Origin of the sequence: Psychromonas ossibalaenae ATCC BAA-1528, from assembly GCF_000381745.1 — a bacterium.
In the GTDB taxonomy this organism is placed as follows: Bacteria; Pseudomonadota; Gammaproteobacteria; order Enterobacterales; family Psychromonadaceae; genus Psychromonas; species Psychromonas ossibalaenae.
Genome location: NZ_KB906990.1, coordinates 38,781 through 58,214 on the forward strand (window position 1 = coordinate 38,781; position 19,434 = coordinate 58,214).

At 40.5% G+C, this 19,434-nt stretch carries 15 protein-coding genes and 1 pseudogene; 6 read left to right on the top strand and 10 right to left on the bottom strand.

Annotated elements, in window-relative coordinates; translation table 11 throughout:
* Nucleotides 1–159: 159 nt before the first annotated feature.
* The 3 genes and pseudogenes from G327_RS0112695 to G327_RS0112710 form a co-directional block, all read right to left on the bottom strand.
* The gene (locus G327_RS0112695) at nt 160–504 is read right to left on the bottom strand and encodes a YggL 50S ribosome-binding family protein (RefSeq protein WP_019615163.1); all 345 of its coding nucleotides are present in this window, start codon (nt 502–504) and stop codon (nt 160–162) included.
* Between the two features lie 154 nt (nt 505–658).
* A pseudogene (locus G327_RS26530) lies at nt 659–1,328 on the bottom strand (DMT family transporter); the annotation flags it as partial.
* A 395-nt stretch (nt 1,329–1,723) separates the two neighbouring features.
* Entirely contained in the window at nt 1,724–1,921 is a 198-nt protein-coding gene (locus G327_RS0112710) for an EamA family transporter (RefSeq protein ID WP_026339350.1), read from the bottom strand.
* Between the two features lie 276 nt (nt 1,922–2,197).
* On the opposite strand from G327_RS0112710, the gene G327_RS0112715 reads away from it, so the two are divergent.
* Complete coding sequence (locus G327_RS0112715; RefSeq protein WP_019615164.1) at nt 2,198–2,962, top strand: substrate-binding periplasmic protein; 765 nt, start codon at nt 2,198–2,200, stop codon at nt 2,960–2,962.
* 100 nt (nt 2,963–3,062) lie between these two features.
* Entirely contained in the window at nt 3,063–3,782 is a 720-nt protein-coding gene (locus G327_RS0112720; RefSeq protein ID WP_019615165.1) for a phosphatase PAP2 family protein, read from the top strand.
* A gap of 78 nt (nt 3,783–3,860) precedes the next feature.
* Here the strand turns inward: G327_RS0112720 and G327_RS0112725 are convergent, their stop codons facing one another.
* Both G327_RS0112725 and G327_RS0112730 read right to left on the bottom strand, forming a co-directional pair.
* On the bottom strand, nt 3,861–6,053 hold the full coding sequence (locus tag G327_RS0112725) for an alpha-amylase family glycosyl hydrolase (RefSeq protein WP_019615166.1): 2,193 nt from the start codon (nt 6,051–6,053) through the stop codon (nt 3,861–3,863).
* A 452-nt stretch (nt 6,054–6,505) separates the two neighbouring features.
* Complete coding sequence (locus tag G327_RS0112730) at nt 6,506–7,060, bottom strand: type II secretion system protein (RefSeq protein ID WP_019615167.1); 555 nt, start codon at nt 7,058–7,060, stop codon at nt 6,506–6,508.
* A 702-nt stretch (nt 7,061–7,762) separates the two neighbouring features.
* Between G327_RS0112730 and G327_RS0112735 the strand changes: the two genes are divergently transcribed.
* A complete protein-coding gene (locus tag G327_RS0112735) occupies nt 7,763–8,350 on the top strand; it encodes a hypothetical protein (protein ID WP_019615168.1) in 588 nt (195 codons plus the stop codon).
* A 130-nt stretch (nt 8,351–8,480) separates the two neighbouring features.
* Here G327_RS0112735 and G327_RS0112740 read toward each other — a convergent pair whose 3' ends face one another.
* From G327_RS0112740 to G327_RS0112750, 3 genes are all read right to left on the bottom strand, one after another.
* On the bottom strand, nt 8,481–10,433 hold the full coding sequence (locus G327_RS0112740) for a methyl-accepting chemotaxis protein (protein WP_019615169.1): 1,953 nt from the start codon (nt 10,431–10,433) through the stop codon (nt 8,481–8,483).
* A gap of 300 nt (nt 10,434–10,733) precedes the next feature.
* Nucleotides 10,734–11,306, bottom strand: a complete 573-nt coding sequence (locus G327_RS24620; protein ID WP_245542692.1) for a class I SAM-dependent methyltransferase — start codon at nt 11,304–11,306, stop codon at nt 10,734–10,736.
* A gap of 637 nt (nt 11,307–11,943) precedes the next feature.
* Nucleotides 11,944–12,402: an AAA family ATPase gene (locus tag G327_RS0112750; protein ID WP_019615171.1), complete on the bottom strand. Its 459-nt coding sequence runs from the start codon at nt 12,400–12,402 to the stop codon at nt 11,944–11,946.
* 225 nt (nt 12,403–12,627) lie between these two features.
* On the opposite strand from G327_RS0112750, the gene G327_RS26090 reads away from it, so the two are divergent.
* Nucleotides 12,628–13,749, top strand: a complete 1,122-nt coding sequence (locus G327_RS26090) for a GGDEF domain-containing protein (protein WP_019615172.1) — start codon at nt 12,628–12,630, stop codon at nt 13,747–13,749.
* 420 nt (nt 13,750–14,169) lie between these two features.
* Here the strand turns inward: G327_RS26090 and G327_RS0112765 are convergent, their stop codons facing one another.
* Nucleotides 14,170–14,826 (bottom strand): NAD(P)H-dependent oxidoreductase, encoded by a 657-nt coding sequence (locus G327_RS0112765; protein WP_019615174.1) that lies wholly within the window; start codon nt 14,824–14,826, stop codon nt 14,170–14,172.
* Between the two features lie 780 nt (nt 14,827–15,606).
* On the opposite strand from G327_RS0112765, the gene G327_RS0112775 reads away from it, so the two are divergent.
* Nucleotides 15,607–16,542, top strand: coding sequence for a LysR family transcriptional regulator (locus tag G327_RS0112775; RefSeq protein WP_019615176.1), 936 nt, complete (start codon nt 15,607–15,609; stop codon nt 16,540–16,542).
* A 92-nt stretch (nt 16,543–16,634) separates the two neighbouring features.
* On the opposite strand, the gene G327_RS0112780 is transcribed toward G327_RS0112775, so the two are convergent.
* Nucleotides 16,635–17,018: a hypothetical protein gene (locus G327_RS0112780; RefSeq protein WP_019615177.1), complete on the bottom strand. Its 384-nt coding sequence runs from the start codon at nt 17,016–17,018 to the stop codon at nt 16,635–16,637.
* A 483-nt stretch (nt 17,019–17,501) separates the two neighbouring features.
* Between G327_RS0112780 and G327_RS0112785 the strand changes: the two genes are divergently transcribed.
* A complete protein-coding gene (locus G327_RS0112785; RefSeq protein ID WP_019615178.1) occupies nt 17,502–19,217 on the top strand; it encodes an NAD-dependent malic enzyme in 1,716 nt (571 codons plus the stop codon).
* Nucleotides 19,218–19,434: the final 217 nt, after the last annotated feature.

Consider the following 19,434-nt stretch of genomic DNA (forward strand, 5'->3'; position numbering starts at 1 on the left):
TAACTCTGCACTAAAAGTATAGTCAAGTGGTGTATGAAATGATCAAAGACAGGTGAACAAATAAAGTTTTTTTATACTGCGCTTAAATAACAAACAGAGGGGATTGAAATGGAACAGACGGTGACAGTAGACTGGTCACCGCAATTGTTCATGCTTATTTTAAATGCCGTAATAAGCATCTGATAAGTCGTCGACTTTTGCATCAACAATAAATACGTTGTTTTTTAACCAGGCATCAAAAGCACTGCGGTCTTCTTCTGTTGCTGAGCCGTAACGATCATGTGAACTGATATAAAGGTTAAAAGTATCAGTACCGCCCGCCCCTCCCATAATGAGATTTCTCGACTCAGTGAAACTGCAGATTTCATCAAAAAAAGAATCAAAACTCTTTTCATCAATATTTTCAAATCTGAATGATACGTCGAATCCTAGTACCGAATATTCACCGACATATAACTTTTTACGCAGACGACGGCTTCTTTTTACCTGTTCATTACTTTTCATGATTTACTCTCCTGATCGACATACCCGGCTTAACTGCAGCTTGGTAATAAAAATATAAAACAGCCTAAATTGCTGAAGCGACAGTCAGAGTACCTGTAAATAAAACAATTAACAGCTGTTTTACAGATTATCGGCTGCCCGCTTAATTATTCTACTAAGTTTCGCTCTTTTCCTGACCGTATTCAATATTCTTCGGCTTATGCTTTTGACTTACTAGCCCCCCCGTGAATACCACCATAATACTTATCCACTGATCTATGTTGAGGGCTTCACCTAAAAATAGTGAAGATAACAGCAGAGCAAAAATAGGCACTAAATTTGAAAAAGCAGCCGCTGTTAGGACAGATACTTTGCTTAAGGCATAGTTATACATTCCATAAGCCCCCAATGTTACAACCATACCTAGCTAGAAAATGTTAAGCAGTGCATTTGTATCATGGACTTGCGGTATACCAGTGAAAACAAAAATGGCCCGAAAAACAGTGTGCCGCTGAGTCCCTGTAAAGCTATCAATGACAATGGAGCGTAGCGGGCAGCCAAATATTTAACACTGACAGAGTAATAGGCAGCACAAACCATCGCCAGAAACTCCAGGAAATTACCTGAAGCGGGGTTAGGTGCATGCTCAAAACTGGAGAAACAAGGGTTAACAAAATACTGCCGCCGATACATAGACTAAAACCGACAATAATCGCTTTAGAAATATGTTCTTTAAGCATAAAAAAGGCAAGCAGTGCGATAACAATCGGCAGACAGGAGACTAGAATACCAGCCTGAGAAGCAGAGGTATTTTGTAATGCATAACCTTTAAATAGAAAATATATACCCGTTACCAATCAAAATGCATTTATCAGTCACTAGCTCGAACACCAAGACAAGGCGTAACATGATGACAAATGCATTTATCAGTCACTAGCTCGAACACCAAGACAAGGCGTAACATGATGACAAATGCATTTATCAGTCACTAGCTCGGACACTAAGACAAGGCGTAACATGATGACAATGGCTAGCCCTTATCAAGTGTTGCAACGCAGTATTGGTTTTCGAGCTAGTGACCCAAGGGCCAGCCGTGAGGCAAACATCTTCGTTGTTATAAAGCCTCTATTTAACCCGTTATATCTTCAGCTTCACGCCTAGAACCTGTTCAGCTCTCGACTTGCTGATTTTTGCATCTTGAATGATAACGGGTATAAACACGGCTCTGCCAGTGACATACTCAGTAGATATTTCCAGTCCCCTGCTGATATTTAAAACGTTTTACCCAGAGCCACAAACATAAACAAATTGAAAAAGTGGGCAGCATACGTAAAAATATGACAAAAGTCGGATCATAAAAATTAACAGCATACTTCAATGCGGCAAATGAACTGCCCCATAATAAAGCTGCAATAAATAAACACAGACCTGCTGGCATAAACGACTTTATCGACAAATGAAAAGAAGCGAATATTAGCAGTTATAATATAGCGTTAATACTGTAATCAAAAAATTTGCCGGCTAAACATTCAGCAAAGTAAATATCATATATTTCCCCTGACAAAGCACTAAATCTTTAGTAAAACAGTCAATAATAGTCCCAGCTTGACTGGCAGAAGGTGCGCTTGTTGTGATTTTGCGCTTCCTGCAGGCAGTTTATTACAAATAATATGTCCGACGTTCTATAATGGTGAAATAAAATCAAGACATTGAGATGAAACCTATGAAACTTACTTACATCTTGTTTTTTATATTATTCAGCAGCTTCAGCTATCCAGGTACTGACAAGAGCATTGAAATGGTCACAGATCAATGGGAGCCTTATTACGGCGGTAAAATGCATAATCAAGGCCCAGTCACTGAAATAACCCGCCGGGTACTGAATAAATTAGGTTATCAGGTAAATGTCACGTTTGTTCCCTGGAAACGGGCTATAGAGCACACCAAACAAGGTCACTATGATGCGGTTTTAGGCGCTTATTTCAGCAATGAACGATCAGCTTTCTTCTGGCGCTCTGATGCGGTTGCCAGCAGTCATGTGGTTTTATTCAGCCATTCGGATAACTATAGAGAAACGCCAGATCTCAGCGCTATTTACGGGCACAGTGTCTGCGTTATTAACGGTTATTATTATAGTGATGAATTTACCAGCAGCAGGTTGTTCTCTAAGGTCAAATCAAATAGTTTAAAGCACTGTTTTGAAAGATTAATTGCACGTAGAGTCGATTATGTTGCTGCCGATAAACTGGTTGGACAGGCCTTGTTGGAAAAACAGTTTCCAGCAGATAAAAGCAGGCTGACCACCCTGCCTATCATTATCTCACAGCAGACAATTCATATTCTATGGTCAAAAAAAATACCAGGCAGCTTCCGGTTAAATGAATCCTTTAACCGGACTTTACAGGAGCTTAAAAAATCCTCTGAAATTGCCCCGATCTGGCAGAAACACGGCTTTCAACCAGCAGCAGAAAACAAATGAATGTAAATGACTTAGTTATGACTGGATAAAGGTTGGGAGACTGATTTTCACCATGTAAAATCAGCCCTTATATTACTTTTTCCAACAATCAGGTTTTTAAATGACATTCACATTTACTATTCACGATAAAAAAATGGATCTTTTGTGCGGTGCGCTATTTGCTTCCTGCCTTGCTTTATTACTGCTTTTGCTGCCTTCTCCGGATCTTCAGGCTCCTTTGTCTCCACTATTTGGACAGTTCCTAACGGTGTTCACAGCTACTGCAGGCAATCCATTTTTTCTAGTTACGACTATTGTTCTTTGTTGCCTGCTGTTAACTACCGAGGTAAATCTTAAACAAGGTCTAATAATTTGTACTCAGTTCGGCATTCTTTTATTGCTGAGTTTTATGCTTAAAAGCGGATTAAAACATATTACTGAGGTACCTCGCCCTTATACACAGGAACTGGCTCAATTACAGCTGGTCAGTTCTGCACAGCAGTTCTACGGCTTAACAACCGAGCAGAAAGAGCAGGTTATTACACAGGCAGAGGAAAAGTTCAGCCCATGGCGGGTGCAGAACTGGCATGGTGAAACAAATTATTCATTACCGTCAGGCCATACTATTTTTACAGCCGTGTGTGTTTTATTCTGGGGAGGTTTTTTATTTCGACGTAGAAAGTATTTAGCAGCAGTACTGCTTATCAGCTGGGGAACCGGCGTTGCATTAAGCCGAATCTGGCTAGGTATGCATTGGCCTTCTGACGTATTAACATCTATAGTCTGCGCTTCACTGCTGATTTTACTGGTACCGAAAATCGGAGTAAGTGAAAAAAGTTAAAGGAATTATTAATATGCACTGCCTCTATCTCTGTCAACAAAGACAAAGATAGAGACAGTTTTATTTTAACGCTGTTTGTTACTCAGCACATTTACTAACCATCATCTTATTTGGATCCCCTTCATTGGTTACACTGAAACTAAATACATAACTGCCTGCCTCAGGAATAGCAATTGAGGACTCGGTTCCGGCTCCAGCAGCTACGGCAGCAGTCTGCTCCTGTGCAATAACAACAGCGGCACTGCCGGCAACAGCAAACTCTTTTGACCAGTCATCAGCGGCAAATTTAAAGCTGTAAGAAGTCACAGCAGATTCAGTGACCACTACCTGGTAGGTATTCTGCCCTTTGTAACTGAATTGACGCGCTGCCGGCGTTTCAGCAAAATTACCACCTCCGGTATAACTGCCGCGAATATACATTGCTTTACCTAGCGGATCGGCATCACTTGAGTCTGGATTATCACAGGTAGCCATAAAGCCTGTGCCTGTAAGAGAGCCACCGTTAGATGACTGTGGTCCCTCTGCAGTTGGAGAATCAATATTCAGAAACAGTGACTCAAATGGTGCTAAGGTCAGTGAATAAACATCACCGGCGACGGCATGGCTTTTACCTAAAACCAGATCGGTTAATGTTCCGTCACTGCCGATCGCGCTGCCGTTAATGGTAAGTGAAACAGAATTCCCTTTGGCATTAAGTACATAAAGCACATGATTATCGCTTGTATCTTTACGGTCAATGTAGACATTCTCGTCCGAGAAGATGTGGGTACGTGCACCATTATAAAGTGCCGGGTTGGCACTGCGGACTTTCATCAATGAGCCGAGGTAATTTTTCAGATCTGCTTGGGTTGAATTTATTGTTACATTTACACCGTCTATTTTAGCACTGGTTCGCGCAACATGGTCATCACAAAGCCCGGAATCTCCTGAGCAGGGATCTACCTTATCAGCATAGCCCGGCAGTTCATCACCTATCTCTTCACCGTAATAGAAAGTAATAGGACCGGAATAAGCACTCATAAAGCTGAATGCACCTTTATGTCTTGCCCAGTACTCTTCATTATTTGTTTCGCTTATATCTCCGCGCTGTAGCAGATCACCAAAACGGACCAAGTCATGATTACCTAACATCAAATTCGGCATTGCATGATCCGGGTAAGCCAGGTGACTCATAAAACCGCTGTTTAAATTCGAAGCGAATCGATCGCCGTTACCGCTTTCTTCTACTGCAAAGGTCTGCACAGTGTTATAACGCATTGGAAAATCAAACGCAGAGTCTAGTGCGGGAGTACCTGTACTGCCGTAGGCTTTTTCAGCAATCTCATTCTGTCCTTTCCAGATTTCACCAACCATATACCCTAGTGGATTAACTGACTCGCCGGATGCATTTTGGTAAGTGACCGCGGCAGATGCAGCTTCAACTGTTTTACGTAACTCAATCCACTGAGCTGTCGGCACCTGGTAGGCTTGGTCTAAACGCCAGCCGTCAATTTTCAGTTCATTAATCCAGTAAGCAGCCACCTCTTTATAAAAAGCTAAATCTGCCGGGTAGCTCGCTTCAAATCCATCACCTTGAGCGGTGCCGTTGGTTGGAGTCAGCCCGTTGGGTGATGCTGCTACATTACCTTTATGATGACCAAAAACTCCATCAAAAAAGACATATAAACCTTTGGCGTGCGCAGCCTCAACCATCTCTTTCGCTTTAGCCAGATCACCAAAATTGCTGTCTATTTTAAAGTAATCACTGGTAAAATAACCCGTTGCATCCAGACGATCCACCCACTCAGTTTGCCCCTGTTTAGGCGTGGACTGAAAAATAGGCGTCAGCCAGATAGCATTCACACCTAAGCTTTTAATATAATCAAGCGAGTCAATGACCCCCTGCAGATCACCTTCATGATGGCTGCTTCCATACCCTGTGCCGTAACCAATATTACTGTCACCATCAATAAATGATTCCACCATTATCTGATAGGTAACCAGTCCACAGGTTTGCGAAACCGAATCTAAGCCCTGATAACAGGCAAGTCTGCTGTCCTGCGCCGCGCTGGCCTGCACAATATCAATAGTGACATCGTTTCCATCGGACAATGGCTCAACTATTATTTCAGGTATTACTTCTGGTGTTGGTGTTGGTGCTGGAGTAGGTGTCGGCGTAGGTGTCGGCGTAGGTGTCGGAATCACGGAATCTGTACTGTCGCTGCTGTTACATGCACTCAAGGTCAGTGCAAGCGATAATGCCAGGGATACTTTTGAAAATGCGTATTTCATCTTTTTTCCTTTTAATTGTAATTATCTTCCCGGCGCAGATTTAAGCATATGAATAAAAAAGGTGAAGAGCAGGTCAGTAATATCATTCTGTTAAGTTGATCTCCTTAACAAAAAAACCATAAAAAACACAGGTAGTTTGAAGTCAGACGTAATTTATAAAGAGCAAAAACATGAGCAGAGAGTTATATTTTTTATAGCAGCTGGTTTTAATAAATATTAATTATAATTAATCACACTGAAAGCCACACCTCCAAAAAAACAAAATAAAAACTTTAAATACAAAGACATAGGATTAAATCGCGATTTTTACCAGTAATATACCGTGTTAAAGAACATTCTTGATATATATCAGCTTTAACTAAAGCGAGTAAACGTTTACATTAAACCTTTAATGCAAAAACAGGTAAACGTTTACATTAAACCAACTTTGCATCTGATTGATTCTTTCCTCCCTAATTAGGATCAGAGTCCGTAATAACGCTGCCGTCGCGTGAATCGTAATATATAGACAACGAAGGTAACGGGTTGTAGACAAAACGACATTGGTCCGGTGAGATATACGTAACTAAATAGTCTGAATCAGCCTTATCTGAAGAAAGCGATACGGTAGGTCCGTCTTCTAAAACCGTGATCCAGACCGAAATACAGTCTTCGGTATTATCTAGTCTTGGGCTTGTTTCTACAGGAGGCCAACTCTGAGCAGGCCAGCCCCACTGGTTAATGTCTAACTGTCCATCCACACCCGTTCCATATACCTGTAAATTATCTACAGGTCCAGAGCCGCCCGTAGAAATCCATTTCATATTAGCCAGATTAACCGCGGCAGAAAAAGCACCGCCAGTGGATTTTACAACTGCGGCATGTGCATCCTCGCTCATATCAAAAAACTTCGGCAGTGCAGTCGCGGCTAATATGCCGAGAATGACAATAACAACCACAAGTTCAATAAGAGTAAACCCTCGTACTTTATTTATAGTGTCGCTTTTATTACACATACTGCTGTCCATGATATCTCTCTATATATAATTTTAGCGTTTTACAGAAACTTTTCTTAAATTTATTCTATTCAATTAAGCAGCAGACAATCGCCGTTAATACAGTTAATGATTTGATGACTGTATTAACGAACTGTAGCTTTAATAACCTGCACAGAAGACTAAAGCTTATTAACAATTAAAACGATAGTTTTATTTTGACTGTTCAGTAGCGTTTTGAAACTCAGTACCACCAAAAAATTAACTGTCATCTACTGATGAGAAGCTGATGGACACTAGTATAACAATTAAATATACTATGTCGGTTAGCATTATTAATTGCTTTTACCATCCATCTTAACCTTAAAAATAACAAACACACATAAACTCTCAGTTACAGAAAAAACACCATCCAAACTTAGCCTTACAATATATTTTACCAACAAACCAATGCCATTTAAACGATTAAATTCAAGTAGATATGACAATTTCATGACTAAGCGGCACCACTTTGCAGCATTACCTTTTCAACACACTCCCGACAGCCTGCCAATCAATCTTATATCACTATGCAGCACCATATAGCGGCAACATTTAGCGGCATGACGCCGTAATACATTTCCCTGTCAGTACCACGCATATACTGTTATGACTAATTAATAACCTGTTGCGCTATGGCAGGCTAGTTTGTTATAAAAGTATTTCCGATAAACGAACCTGTCTCATGGAGAATTTATGCATGCAGCGACGAGTTATATACCTAAAGAATTTAAGTGGAATGAAAGTAATATTAACTGGCTGAAAAGTTACCTGATTCAGAAAACCCCCCTTCTCAACCAGATAAGCAGCGGTATTGGTATCGATATTCACAATCTCAATTTACTGCGCTTTAATGAATTATGTGAGCTGCTTGATAAATCTGCAGAAGGCCGTGAATTAAGAACACGTTTGTTTAAAGCCTGGCGAAGCAAGAAATCTAGGGACAGTAACAACGGAAAAAAACTGTTTACCTTTAATCTGGATATCCAGGCCGGCATTCAACTGAAAAAGCTGGCTAAAAACCGTACCATCAACGGTACTCTTGAAGATTTAATATACGGTACTTATCAATCCGAAGAAATTAAGCGAAGCGAAGCAAAACAGTTGAAAGCCGAACAACAAGAGGTTAGGCAGCGAGAAGCGGACAAAAAGGAACTCGAAGATGAAGCAGCCAAAAATTATGATGTAAAAGAACTGGCAGGCCAGGAAAAATCAGAATTAATCCGCACTATATTAAAATTACATAAACAGCTTAGAGATTATGAAAAACAGCTTGATGAGTAGCTGCATATTAGAAACGAGGTTAACTAATTAGTGTTGCATTAAAGCAGTCAGACTGATCAGGCATTTATAATTCTACGCATAAAAAAGCAGGCGCTAGTTTCAATAGCCCCTGCTCTTTGGTTGATAAACATTACTCCGTTTTAAACTGACTGACATGTGCGGTAAGCTGGTCTGATAACTCCTCAAGTGACTGTGCGTGTTTCCCAGCTTCAGAAGAAGCGGCATTCGCTTCATTGGCACCGGTTTGAATTTCTACCACATTACGGTTTATCTCTTCTGCAACAAGATGCTGCTCCTCTGCCGAAGTCGCAATTTGAGTTGTCATGTCGCGAATTGTTTTGACCGACAGCTGAATGGACTCAAAAATAGACTCGGTAGATGCCGTATGCTCAGCAGTTTGTTTTGAATGAACCATGCTGCTTGATAATTTACTTGCGACAACTTCTGTGCGCTGACGTAAACTGCTTAAACGCTGATCTATCTCCTGCGTAGACTCAGCTGTGCGCCCTGCCAGAGTTCGCACTTCATCTGCGACTACAGCAAAGCCCCTTCCCTGTTCTCCAGCTCTCGCAGCCTCAATAGCCGCATTTAGCGCAAGCAGGTTGGTCTGTTCGGCAATTCCCCGAATTGTATCTAAAATAACCGTAATATTATTCGACTCTTCTGCAAGTTCAGCCATTGCCTCGTTAGATTCCGCTAGAATATTTTCCAGCGATGCTACAGCATCAACTGTTCCCTGAATTAACTCCCTGCCTTGATCGACCTGCTGGTCGCCGTTATCGGCAGCAGAAGCGGCTTCGGTACAGTTTAATGCAACTTCATTAGCTGTTGCGACCATTTCATGAAATGCCGTAGTAACCTGATCTATTGAGGCAAGCTGATTATGAGATACCACATCCACTTCCGCAGATGCATTTCTAGCCTGCGTTGAGATGCTGTTCATTTCCTTACTGGTGGCAGTCACTTTGCTGACAATCTGATAAATATTACTGATAAAGGTGTTAAATGCACTGGCCATTTCACCAGATTCATCTTTTGTTTTAATATCAAGTCGACGGGTTAAATCTCCTTCTCCCGAAGCAATATCCTGCAGCCCTTCTGTTATTGCACTCATGGGTTTAGTGATCATACCCGATAACCAGAATCCAGCAGCAATAAATATCAGCAGCAATATAGCACTGATAAACAGCATTTTGCTAGTCATGCTGTTTGCCTGCGCATACACCTCATCGGTATTTACCAGGCCGATAAATTTCCATCCCAGATCCGGAGATACATAAATATTTGCAAACCACTCACTACCGTCAAGTTCAATAGGATGCAGCCCCTGAGGTAGATTTGCCAGATCAGCATAAGCGCCTCCCAGCGAGTTAAGCTGTTTGAAATTATGATCCGGGTTGCGCGGATCAGCTAAAACGTTACCGGTATCTTCTACCAGAATGACATAACCAGATTCGGCAAAAGTCACATTTTTTACCATTTCAGTAAGCTTTGACAAAGTAACATCCACACCTACAGTACCAAACGATCCGTCCTTTCCTTCAAAGCGCTGCAGATAATCAAGCAGCGGCGTTCCTGTTACTGAATCAGCATAAGCCGGCACACGAACTGGTGTCGTTGAATTAATTGAGCTGGTATACCAGGGACGCACGCGAGGATCATAGTGATCCGCACTTTTACTGGTCGGCCACTGAATATAACCGCCATGATCCATACCAAGATAAACGTAAGCAAGATCCGGCCGGGCTTCCCCGAAAGCAGTCATCATTTCAAATGCAGTCGCCTCAACGGCAGAGTTACTCAGGGGCGTCATATCTTGTGAAGGCAAATCGACATAACTGATTACAGACTTGTCCAGCTGGCGTATCTGCATGACATTTGCCAGAAACCTGGCATCTTCAGCCAGGCCGTTTAGATAGAGCGTAAAAGCGGTATCAACATGGGTAATTTCAGAAGAGCTTGAATGCTGAAAAGATAAAACAGCATTATCACGAATACTCTTTATTGCGACTGCAGATAATAGCAGCACCGGAAATAATACACTTGCAGCAATAGCAAGCTGGAACTTAGTACGTATTTTCATAGATTACCTTCTTCGAGTTACATCCTTTTATTGAGCTTTACAATTCTATTACAGCTGTTAACTCAACCCCTTTCTATAATTTTTAGATTAGGATAAATGCACAGAATAACCAGTATTCGCACTGTTTTAGATCTGTACAGGAAAAAAAGCGCTAATCACCAGTTAACTTATGACAAAGCAGGTGTACCTCAAAGTGTTGTAGACAACAGATAAAAATAAGGTTCGGCCGGAAATAGATTCTATTAAAGAGAGAGTTAAATACTTTGAAAACACTGCTTACTGTGAAATATAAGCGTGCATTTAAAGCACGGGTATATTGCTTATGCATTTATTAGGGGGTCTCTTAACTCTATATATATAAACAGGTGATTTATAAAAGTCATTCAGGCGGATCACTTTCACCGGCGTCCATGTGGGGAGCGCAAAATTATTGCTGATCAGATAATTAACCTTCCCCGGCTGTTCCGCCAGCTTTTTTTCGATTTTATGCATAGCCTTCGGTTCTAAATAGCAGATTAATAGTGAAGCTTCATAAAAATCTGCCTTATAAAAATCCTGCTTATACAAAGTTAAATTTTTCAAACCCAGGCATTTTCTGATTATTTTAGTTGTTAACCAGGGTAATAAAGACAGCTCATAACCGATTACTTGTCTTTGCGGGTATCTGCGCGCCAGACGTATAACCAGATTGCCCCAACCGCAGCCCAAATCTACTACTGTACCAGTGCTGCTTTCATCGATCAGCTGACTTACTGCTTTAAACGCTGTGCTTGAGCTTGGCATGGGGGATATGCCTAATTTTATGGTGTTATAGATAATAGAAATAGTCATTAACAACAGTAATGAAAACAATGAAATATAAAAAAACGGCACAATAAAGATCTCTTCTGTTGAAGTGAAAAGTCTAATAATTCTTCAGCCTATTATTAACCATAAAATAGATAATGCAGATTTTTATCTTTAAAAAATCAGTACTATTTTATTACTGTGAATTCAGTCGCTTAACTCTCAGAAGTGTTTACATATGAAAACGCCGAAAGTCCCCTGTTTACAATTAAACATGGAAAGACGGGGATGTGGGAGCCGTTAACCTTTTTTAAACGTGATGGTTTTGCTGTACATATGATGCAGAACTACGATCTGTAGAGAATTCTTAGTCAAATAATTTAATCCGCAGCTACTGGTTAACCTGCCGTATAATTTGCTGTTTACTGTTTAAAACAGACAACAAATTCAATAGAGGAGACAGTGACGGAGTTATCTTTTTACACAGCCAGTTACGCAGGGAGGCACAAAATAATGTATTTCAAATCAAGGGATATGATCAGACACATACTTCAATAATAAACAGTGAAATAATGTCTGCTGATTTACTCCAATTATTTTTATTATCAGAATAACCATAACAGAACGGCTGATAAAGAAAGGCCGTTACTATGTACGCTAAAAAAGCAGATTATGTAACGGCCGGGCACCTATAACCGAGAGAGCCCGGTTATCAAAGATACTTTTACACGCTGGGAAAACGGATAACAACATCTACTTTTGATGACATAGCAGCAGTTAATGTCTGCGCTTTTTCAGTCGCTAAAATTACTATACCGTTGTGTTTTGCGATGTTCTTAAATAAATTATTAATATCAAAACTGCTTTCTTGTTCATGCGAATTTCGAACGGCAGTTTTTCTCTCAAATAACAGATCTGTTTTGTCAAATTGTATTATATCTCTACTGCTTCGAGCTTTGCTGAATAACTCAGCAACATGAGATTCCGATTGCTTATCTGCAACCGCGCTCGATAACTCCACCTCTTTACTGGTATAAGTTCTAATATCATTGGTTGCTGCACTAAGATCACTCGGGGAAGCACCGTTAAATGTGATCAGGAAACGTCTCGGATGAGTAGAGTGCTGAGGCAAATCTTGTAAAAAGCGATTATAGCTTTTGCTGAGGTATTCTATGATTATCATTTTGTATCCATCTGCTTGATGCTAAAGCATCATATTGTATGTAGTTGTATTTTAAAACAGCTTCTAAGCGCAGTTTAACAGTTTATTGAGCAAAAAGTTTAAATTAACTGTTTTGCATTCAGCTTAATATTCGCGCTTTACTGCTACTATTAATGAATGATCTTATATATCTTATTTTTCCTCAGACAATATACACAAGGTCAGAGATAAGAACAGGCAGGGAATATGATCACTAAATTAGCGGATGTAGAAATTAACGAGCAAATGCATTTTCGTGCCAATAAAGACATTGTCAGCCGCTCTTTTAACGGCACCTTCATCTATTTACTTGTCTGGTTTGCTCTGATTACTCCTACTCAATTCTACAGCAGTGCCCCCTCTATCTGCCTTGCCTTTACTTCGATTTTTATTTTCCTTTCTTTATCCCGCATTGCTTTAACACTGAATTTTGAACGATTATTTAAAAAACAACCTAGATTATGGAGACAATTATTCCCCCCTTTAGTATGGGGCTCAGCCTTAAGCTGGGGCGTTTTATGTGCAATGGCTTTAGTGCTTCCCATTTTTGAGCCCATTTCCTTAGCTGTCATTATTTCTACCGCCGGTTTTTGCGGCGGCGGAGTGGCGGCCTTAGTTCCTGATCGTTCTTTAACTATCGGACTTATTGCAGGCTACCTGCTTCCGTCAATTATTACCTTATTATTTTTTAACACTCAATCTGTTTCAATCCTGCTGCTTTTTATTATTTTTGCTGTTGGAATGTTCATTGTGACAAAAATCCAATACAAAGAGTACTGGCTGGGGCTATCATCGTATTTTATAGCAAAGGAGCAGGCCGAAAAGCTGAAGATGCTGAACACAATGGATGCTTTGACAGGCCTTAAAAATCGCGCTTTTTTTGATGATTATTTAACGCTTTCAATTAAAAAAGCAGTCCGTTCTCAATCTGCACTCTCTTTACTGCTTATCGATATCGATCACTTTAAAAAAATTAATGATAACTACGGGCATTTGGTGGGAGATGAATGTTTAAGGCAATTATCAATCTTATTAAAAAAGCAGGTTAAACGAGAAAATGATGTAGTCGCGCGTTATGGAGGAGAGGAATTTGCGGTAATACTACCTGATACGAGCAGGCAGGATACTTTAAACCTGGCTGAACAAATTAGAAATAGTGTTACTAATATGGTTTTTCGGCATAAGACGCTGGAGCTGCATATTACCATCAGTATCGGCATTTCCAATTCAACCCCCGCTTTTGATGAAAGCAAAGATGATTTTTTTGAAAAAGCAGATACTGCTTTATATCAAGCAAAAAATGCAGGCAGAAATCAAGTCATTATGTAATGAGAACTGCATTCAAAAATTATTTTATCGCCATTCAATAGAGCCGCCCATATTCGCATTATCTAATGCGCCTCGATATTGAAGCTCACTCTGCTGTTAAAAACAAAGAAATCAGGGATGCAGAGCGCACCGTATTGTCTACCGACCATTTGTGTTTCATCAATCTGATAAGGCTAAGTCAAACCGTATTAAGCAGCACATACGGGCAGTGACTACAGATAAACATGATTAATAAACCTTTATCTCCAACTACAGGCTCATGGTATAACTTTTATCATCTGCATTTTGTAAAGTAAACTCAGCGTTTTTCCAACCAAAATCACAAAGCGGAGGTTCAAGTAACATGGTTTATTTTTCGAGCATAAAGCCTGAACTGCTTCCAGATCAGGCAGCTTTCATTGAGTAAAACCGTGGCTGGGATTATAAAACCTGCATCACCTGCCCGGCGGCTAAACGTGATTTAGGCAGTGCCGCATTATAATCTTCGACACTGTCATGATAACCAATCGCCAGTGCGACATCACAAGTATAGCCGCCTAACTCGTCAGCAAACATCTCACTGATCATGGCGCTGTCTATACCTTCCATGGTAGTGGAATCAATACCAAGACGCGCTAACACATGCAGTGTATTACCCAGTGCTAGATAGGTTTGAGCCTTAGTCCAGGAAGCATTGCGGCCTGTTTTATCGGTATTTAAATCCGCAAACGCAAAAGCGCCGAATGCTTGTTCACGATCTTGTGATTTTGTACGCTTTGCTGCAATATCGCTGTCAATTACTTTAGCATAATCTTTCCGTTTATATTCCGGGTTATATGCAAACAAAATAATATGCGAAGCGGCTTTGGCATGAGGCTGATTAAACTGAAATTTATGCGCAAAAGTATCATGCAGGCGCTGCTTAGCCTGTTCACTTTCAATCACGATAAACTTCCATGGCTGAGAATTAATTGAAGAAGCAGACAAACGCATTGCTTCATAAATCACCTCTAAATTCTGCTGCGATATACGTTTTGACGGGTCATATTTTTTTGCTGTATAGCGGTTTTGTAAATCGGTAATAATTGGGTGTGTCATATCTCTCTCCAGTTTAACTCTCACTGTATACGGTCGTGACCGGTAGTACTTTCAGGTGCAGCCCTTGCTGTTTGCGTCATTCCATCTAATGCAAACTCCTCAACCGTACCAGCGGCGGCAGCTATCTAATCAGCTAAGTACTGACTATCCATGTCTACCCGCTATAGTTCACGAATCGTCCAGTTTTCATAAAATATCAAATGCACAGGATTATCATTATTCTGCTTTAAATAAGAATTAATGCAGCCTTGTTCAGCGCGAGTTATATCGAAAAGTTTAATACCTCAGCTTTATCTAGTTCAATTTTTCCTGATTTTGCAGCAATGCCGACAACGATACTTAATGTAGTCATAATATTCTCCTGTGTATTTATATTTGTGTTTACGTACTAAACAATAGCGTTAGTTGCATCGTCTATAAACAGCCTGCTGTTTGAATTATTATCAAATTAAAATTGATAGTAGTAAAAACCTTCGAATACTTTTTCCAGGATAGTCCCACATAGCGACGCTATACATCTGCACTGGTTATTGCTCTCGCTAACTGCGCCTATAACTTGAAACACTTCATTAAATTTATCCGCACTAGTTATAACTTCGATCAGTAAATCCCCCCACGGGTTGAGTTAACTAAAACTAATCTGTGCTTAACAGCTAAGTATCTGAAACTGCATTATTGATGTATCTCCAGTGTATTATTGACTGATGTTAGTAGTTGAGGTTGATCAGGCATCTTTGAACAGTATAATATTTTAAATATTATCAAATTAGATTAGACAATATGTTATTAGAAGATCTGCAGGTTATCCTGAAAGTCGCTGAGTTTCGCAGTATCACTGCAGCAGCTGAAAATTTAGATATGCGTACAGCAACGGCCAGTGCGGCTGTTAAACGTGTCGAGAAATCATTAGGATTCGAATTATTTATTCGGACAACACGGCAGCTTCGCCTGTCCAGCGCAGGTGAGCGGTATATCCCACAATGTGAGCAGGCATTAGTGATGTTAGATCTCGCAAAAAAAAACATGAAGGATGATTTGGATATCATTGACGGTGAACTGCGTATTGCACTGTCATCAGACTTAGGAAGAAATAGAGTGATTCCCTGGCTGGATGATTTTATGGCTGCTCATCCTAATGTTAGTTTAAGAGTCAATATTAGTGACAGTAATGTCGATTTTTACCGCGATTCTGTAGATATAGCATTACGTTACGGGTCACCTTCGGATGCCGGTATTTACGGGTTTAAAATATGTAATGTTCCAGGAATATTATGTGCAACGCCTGAATATTTAGAAAAACACGGTACACCTGAACACCCTCATGACTTAGCTGCACATAACGGACTTTTTTATCAGCTTCATGATATCGTTCATAATGTCTGGCGATTTTCAGATAAAGATAAAGACTATAAAATAAAAATGAGCAGCAACCGCATTGCCAATGATGCTGAGCTAGTAAGGCGCTGGTGTGTTGCCGGACACGGATTGGCGGTTAAATCCTGTCTTGATATGTCTGCAGATTTATTATCGGGAAAACTCGTTAATGTAATGCCTGAGTTTAAACCGAAACCCACTGAGTTATGGCTGATTTGCCCAAGTCGGCAGTCCATTACGCCTGCGGTGCGTTTATTAAGAGATACATTTAGAACGCAGAGTAAAGCCGTGTTAAAACAATTGATAGAACAGGGTATTTTAGATGAAAAGGTGCTTATCTAGCGCCCGCTCTAATTAAGTTATGTAATATAAAGCGATATTGGTGCAGATGAAGCTTTATTATGAGTTCAATTACCCGGCTTAATTCAGACCAGCTAAATTAAACACTTTTCCTGAGCTTTTTCTAAAAAGGCTAATGCTTCATCCCGCTGAGAAAATATATGTAGATTCCAGTTGTTATCTCGTGTGAGTGAGTGCAGATAATGAGTAGATACTGTGCTGAAGTTATTGTAGGAAACGACTGCTAATACGTTAATTTCAGGAAGACTGGTAATTTCCATTTGTGCCTCAAATGTATAACTGTAGGAGTTTAATTTATTAATAAGCAGCGAAAACGGCTGAGTCAAATGAGAAAGCAAAAACGCATGCGTCTGCTTTACCATTTCTACATTAACTTCGATACGGTCATTGACGATCACTTCTGCGATATCATCACGCAATAAAATAATTTTTACAAAAGACAGATCATATAGATTCATAAAATATCCTTTTTAATGATTCAAGTTCTGTTCCGGTTGATCAGTACTATTGCTGATCAGATCAAGCCAATCACAAAAATATCACGCTTCATATAATTTTTCATCAACTGAAATCTGTTTGAATAAATATAGACCAGCAGTGTAGAGATAACAATATAGTTACAACATAACAAAGAGTATACATCCTGTACGTTTAATTAAGCGTAATAAGCCCAGCAGATACTACGTACCCAGGCCGGGCATAAAGCCGTCAATCTATGCTCTTCAAACCACCGGCAATCTGTCAATCGCACAAAATGATTTCTTTTACAAATTTTCTACAACTTAATAATTCCTCAACAATACAGCACGGCGCCTTAATACACTAAATAACTATCTGTTATTAAGGATAAAGGTACTTTTATTTAAGCACTGACCGGAGTATTGTTAAGCTTCTTGGAAATATCATACAAATTATTAACAATATTAATCACGGAGCATGTTATGAGCACAGGTAAATACTTAAGATGGAAAGATTCTCAGGGTAATGAATTCAGACCCGTTTCAATTAAAGGCACAGAACTGCTCAATGACAGAACATTAAATAAAAGTACAGCCTTCAGTTACCAGGAACGCGAAGAGTTTTCACTAAACGGCCTGCTCCCGCCGCGTGTACAAACTTTTGAAGATCAACTTAAGCGTGTTTACCACGGCTTTCGTAATGCATCCACCGACATTGAAAAATATCTGTTTCTGCGGGCACTGCAGGATAGAAATGAAACCTTGTTTTACGCACTGATTTCACGTCATATCGAAGAGATGACTCCTATCATTTATACTCCAACCGTGGGCAAAGCCTGTCAGGAGTTCAGTCACCGATATCAGAAAGCCAGAGGCCTTTATGTAACTGCTGATAATGTTAATGATCTCGGCGATATGGCCCGCCAGTTTGCGGGTAAAGATATTAAAATTATCGTAGTAACGGACAGTCAGGGAATTCTAGGGCTTGGCGATCAGGGCGTCGGCGGTATGGGGATTCCAATTGGTAAATTATCCCTTTATACCTTAGGCGCAGGCATCCACCCGGATCATTGTTTACCTATCGCGTTAGACATAGGTACAGACAATCAAGACTTACTCTCCGATCCTATGTATTTAGGCGTTCCGAATAAGCGCTTAACTGGTGAAGCTTACAAGGTGTTTATTAAAAAGTTTGTTGAACAGGTACAACTGCACTTTCCTAAAGCTGTGCTGCAGTGGGAAGATTTCAGTAAATCTAATGCTTTTGACAATTTAAGCAACTACGAAGATCAACTTCCGTCATTCAACGATGATATACAAGGCACTGGTGCGGTAGTACTTGCCGGCATAATCGGCGCGACCAAAATTAAAAGTGAAAGCTTAGCTACCCAGACTTATGCGGTTTATGGTGCTGGAGCCGGCGGCGTAGGGGTTGCAGATCAAATATTTGCCGGCCTGCTTAAAGAAGGTATATCTCATCAGGAAGCACGGGACAGAATATTTATTCTCGACTCTCGCGGCGTTGTATTTGACGACAGAGCGGATCTGGATGAATACAAAAAGCGTTTTGCAAAACCTGCACAGTTAGCTGCAGACTGGGAGCTGGCGGTACCGAACAAAGCGACTCTAACAGAATTAATAAATAACACAGCGATCACCGTTCTGCTGGGGTGCAGCGGTGTCGGCGGTGCATTCAAAGAGCAGCATATCAAGAAAATGCTCGATTACACTGCAAGACCGATGATCTTCCCTCTTTCTAATCCAACCAGTAATTGTGAAGCATTACCGGAAGATATTTATAACTGGAGTGACGGTCAGGCTATAGTAGCAACAGGCAGCCCCTTTGATGATGTACAGTTTAACGATCAGTGCTACCGTATCGGTCAGGGTAATAATGTCTTTATTTTCCCAGGTGTCGGTCTGGCGGCAATTACTGCTGATGTTAAGAAAATCACCATGGAGATGTTTACTACCGCCTCATTTGCTCTGGCAGATTTTGTTTCACAGGAAGATCTAGATGCAGGCTGCGTGTTCCCTAAAATCAGCAGTCTGCGGGACGTTTCTATTCATGTTGCTACGGCAATTCTTGAACAGATTCAGCAGACAGATGCACAGAGCCAGCTGCGCGATAAAGATATCAATACTGAGCTTGAAGCCCATATCTGGGAGCCGGTTTATCTGCCTTACCGCAGAGTGTAGCCTTATCAGCAGCTAGACGCGGAATTAATAAGCCCTGCTGACCTGCAGGGTTTATATACCCGTTATCATTCAAGATGCAAAAATCAGCAAGTCGCAGGTGAACAAATTCTAGGCGTGAAGGTGAAGATCTAACGGGTTAAATCGAAATTTCACAACAACGAAGGTGTTTGCCTCGCGGCTTGCCCTGCGGGTATATTATTGAACGACGGCTGATTTT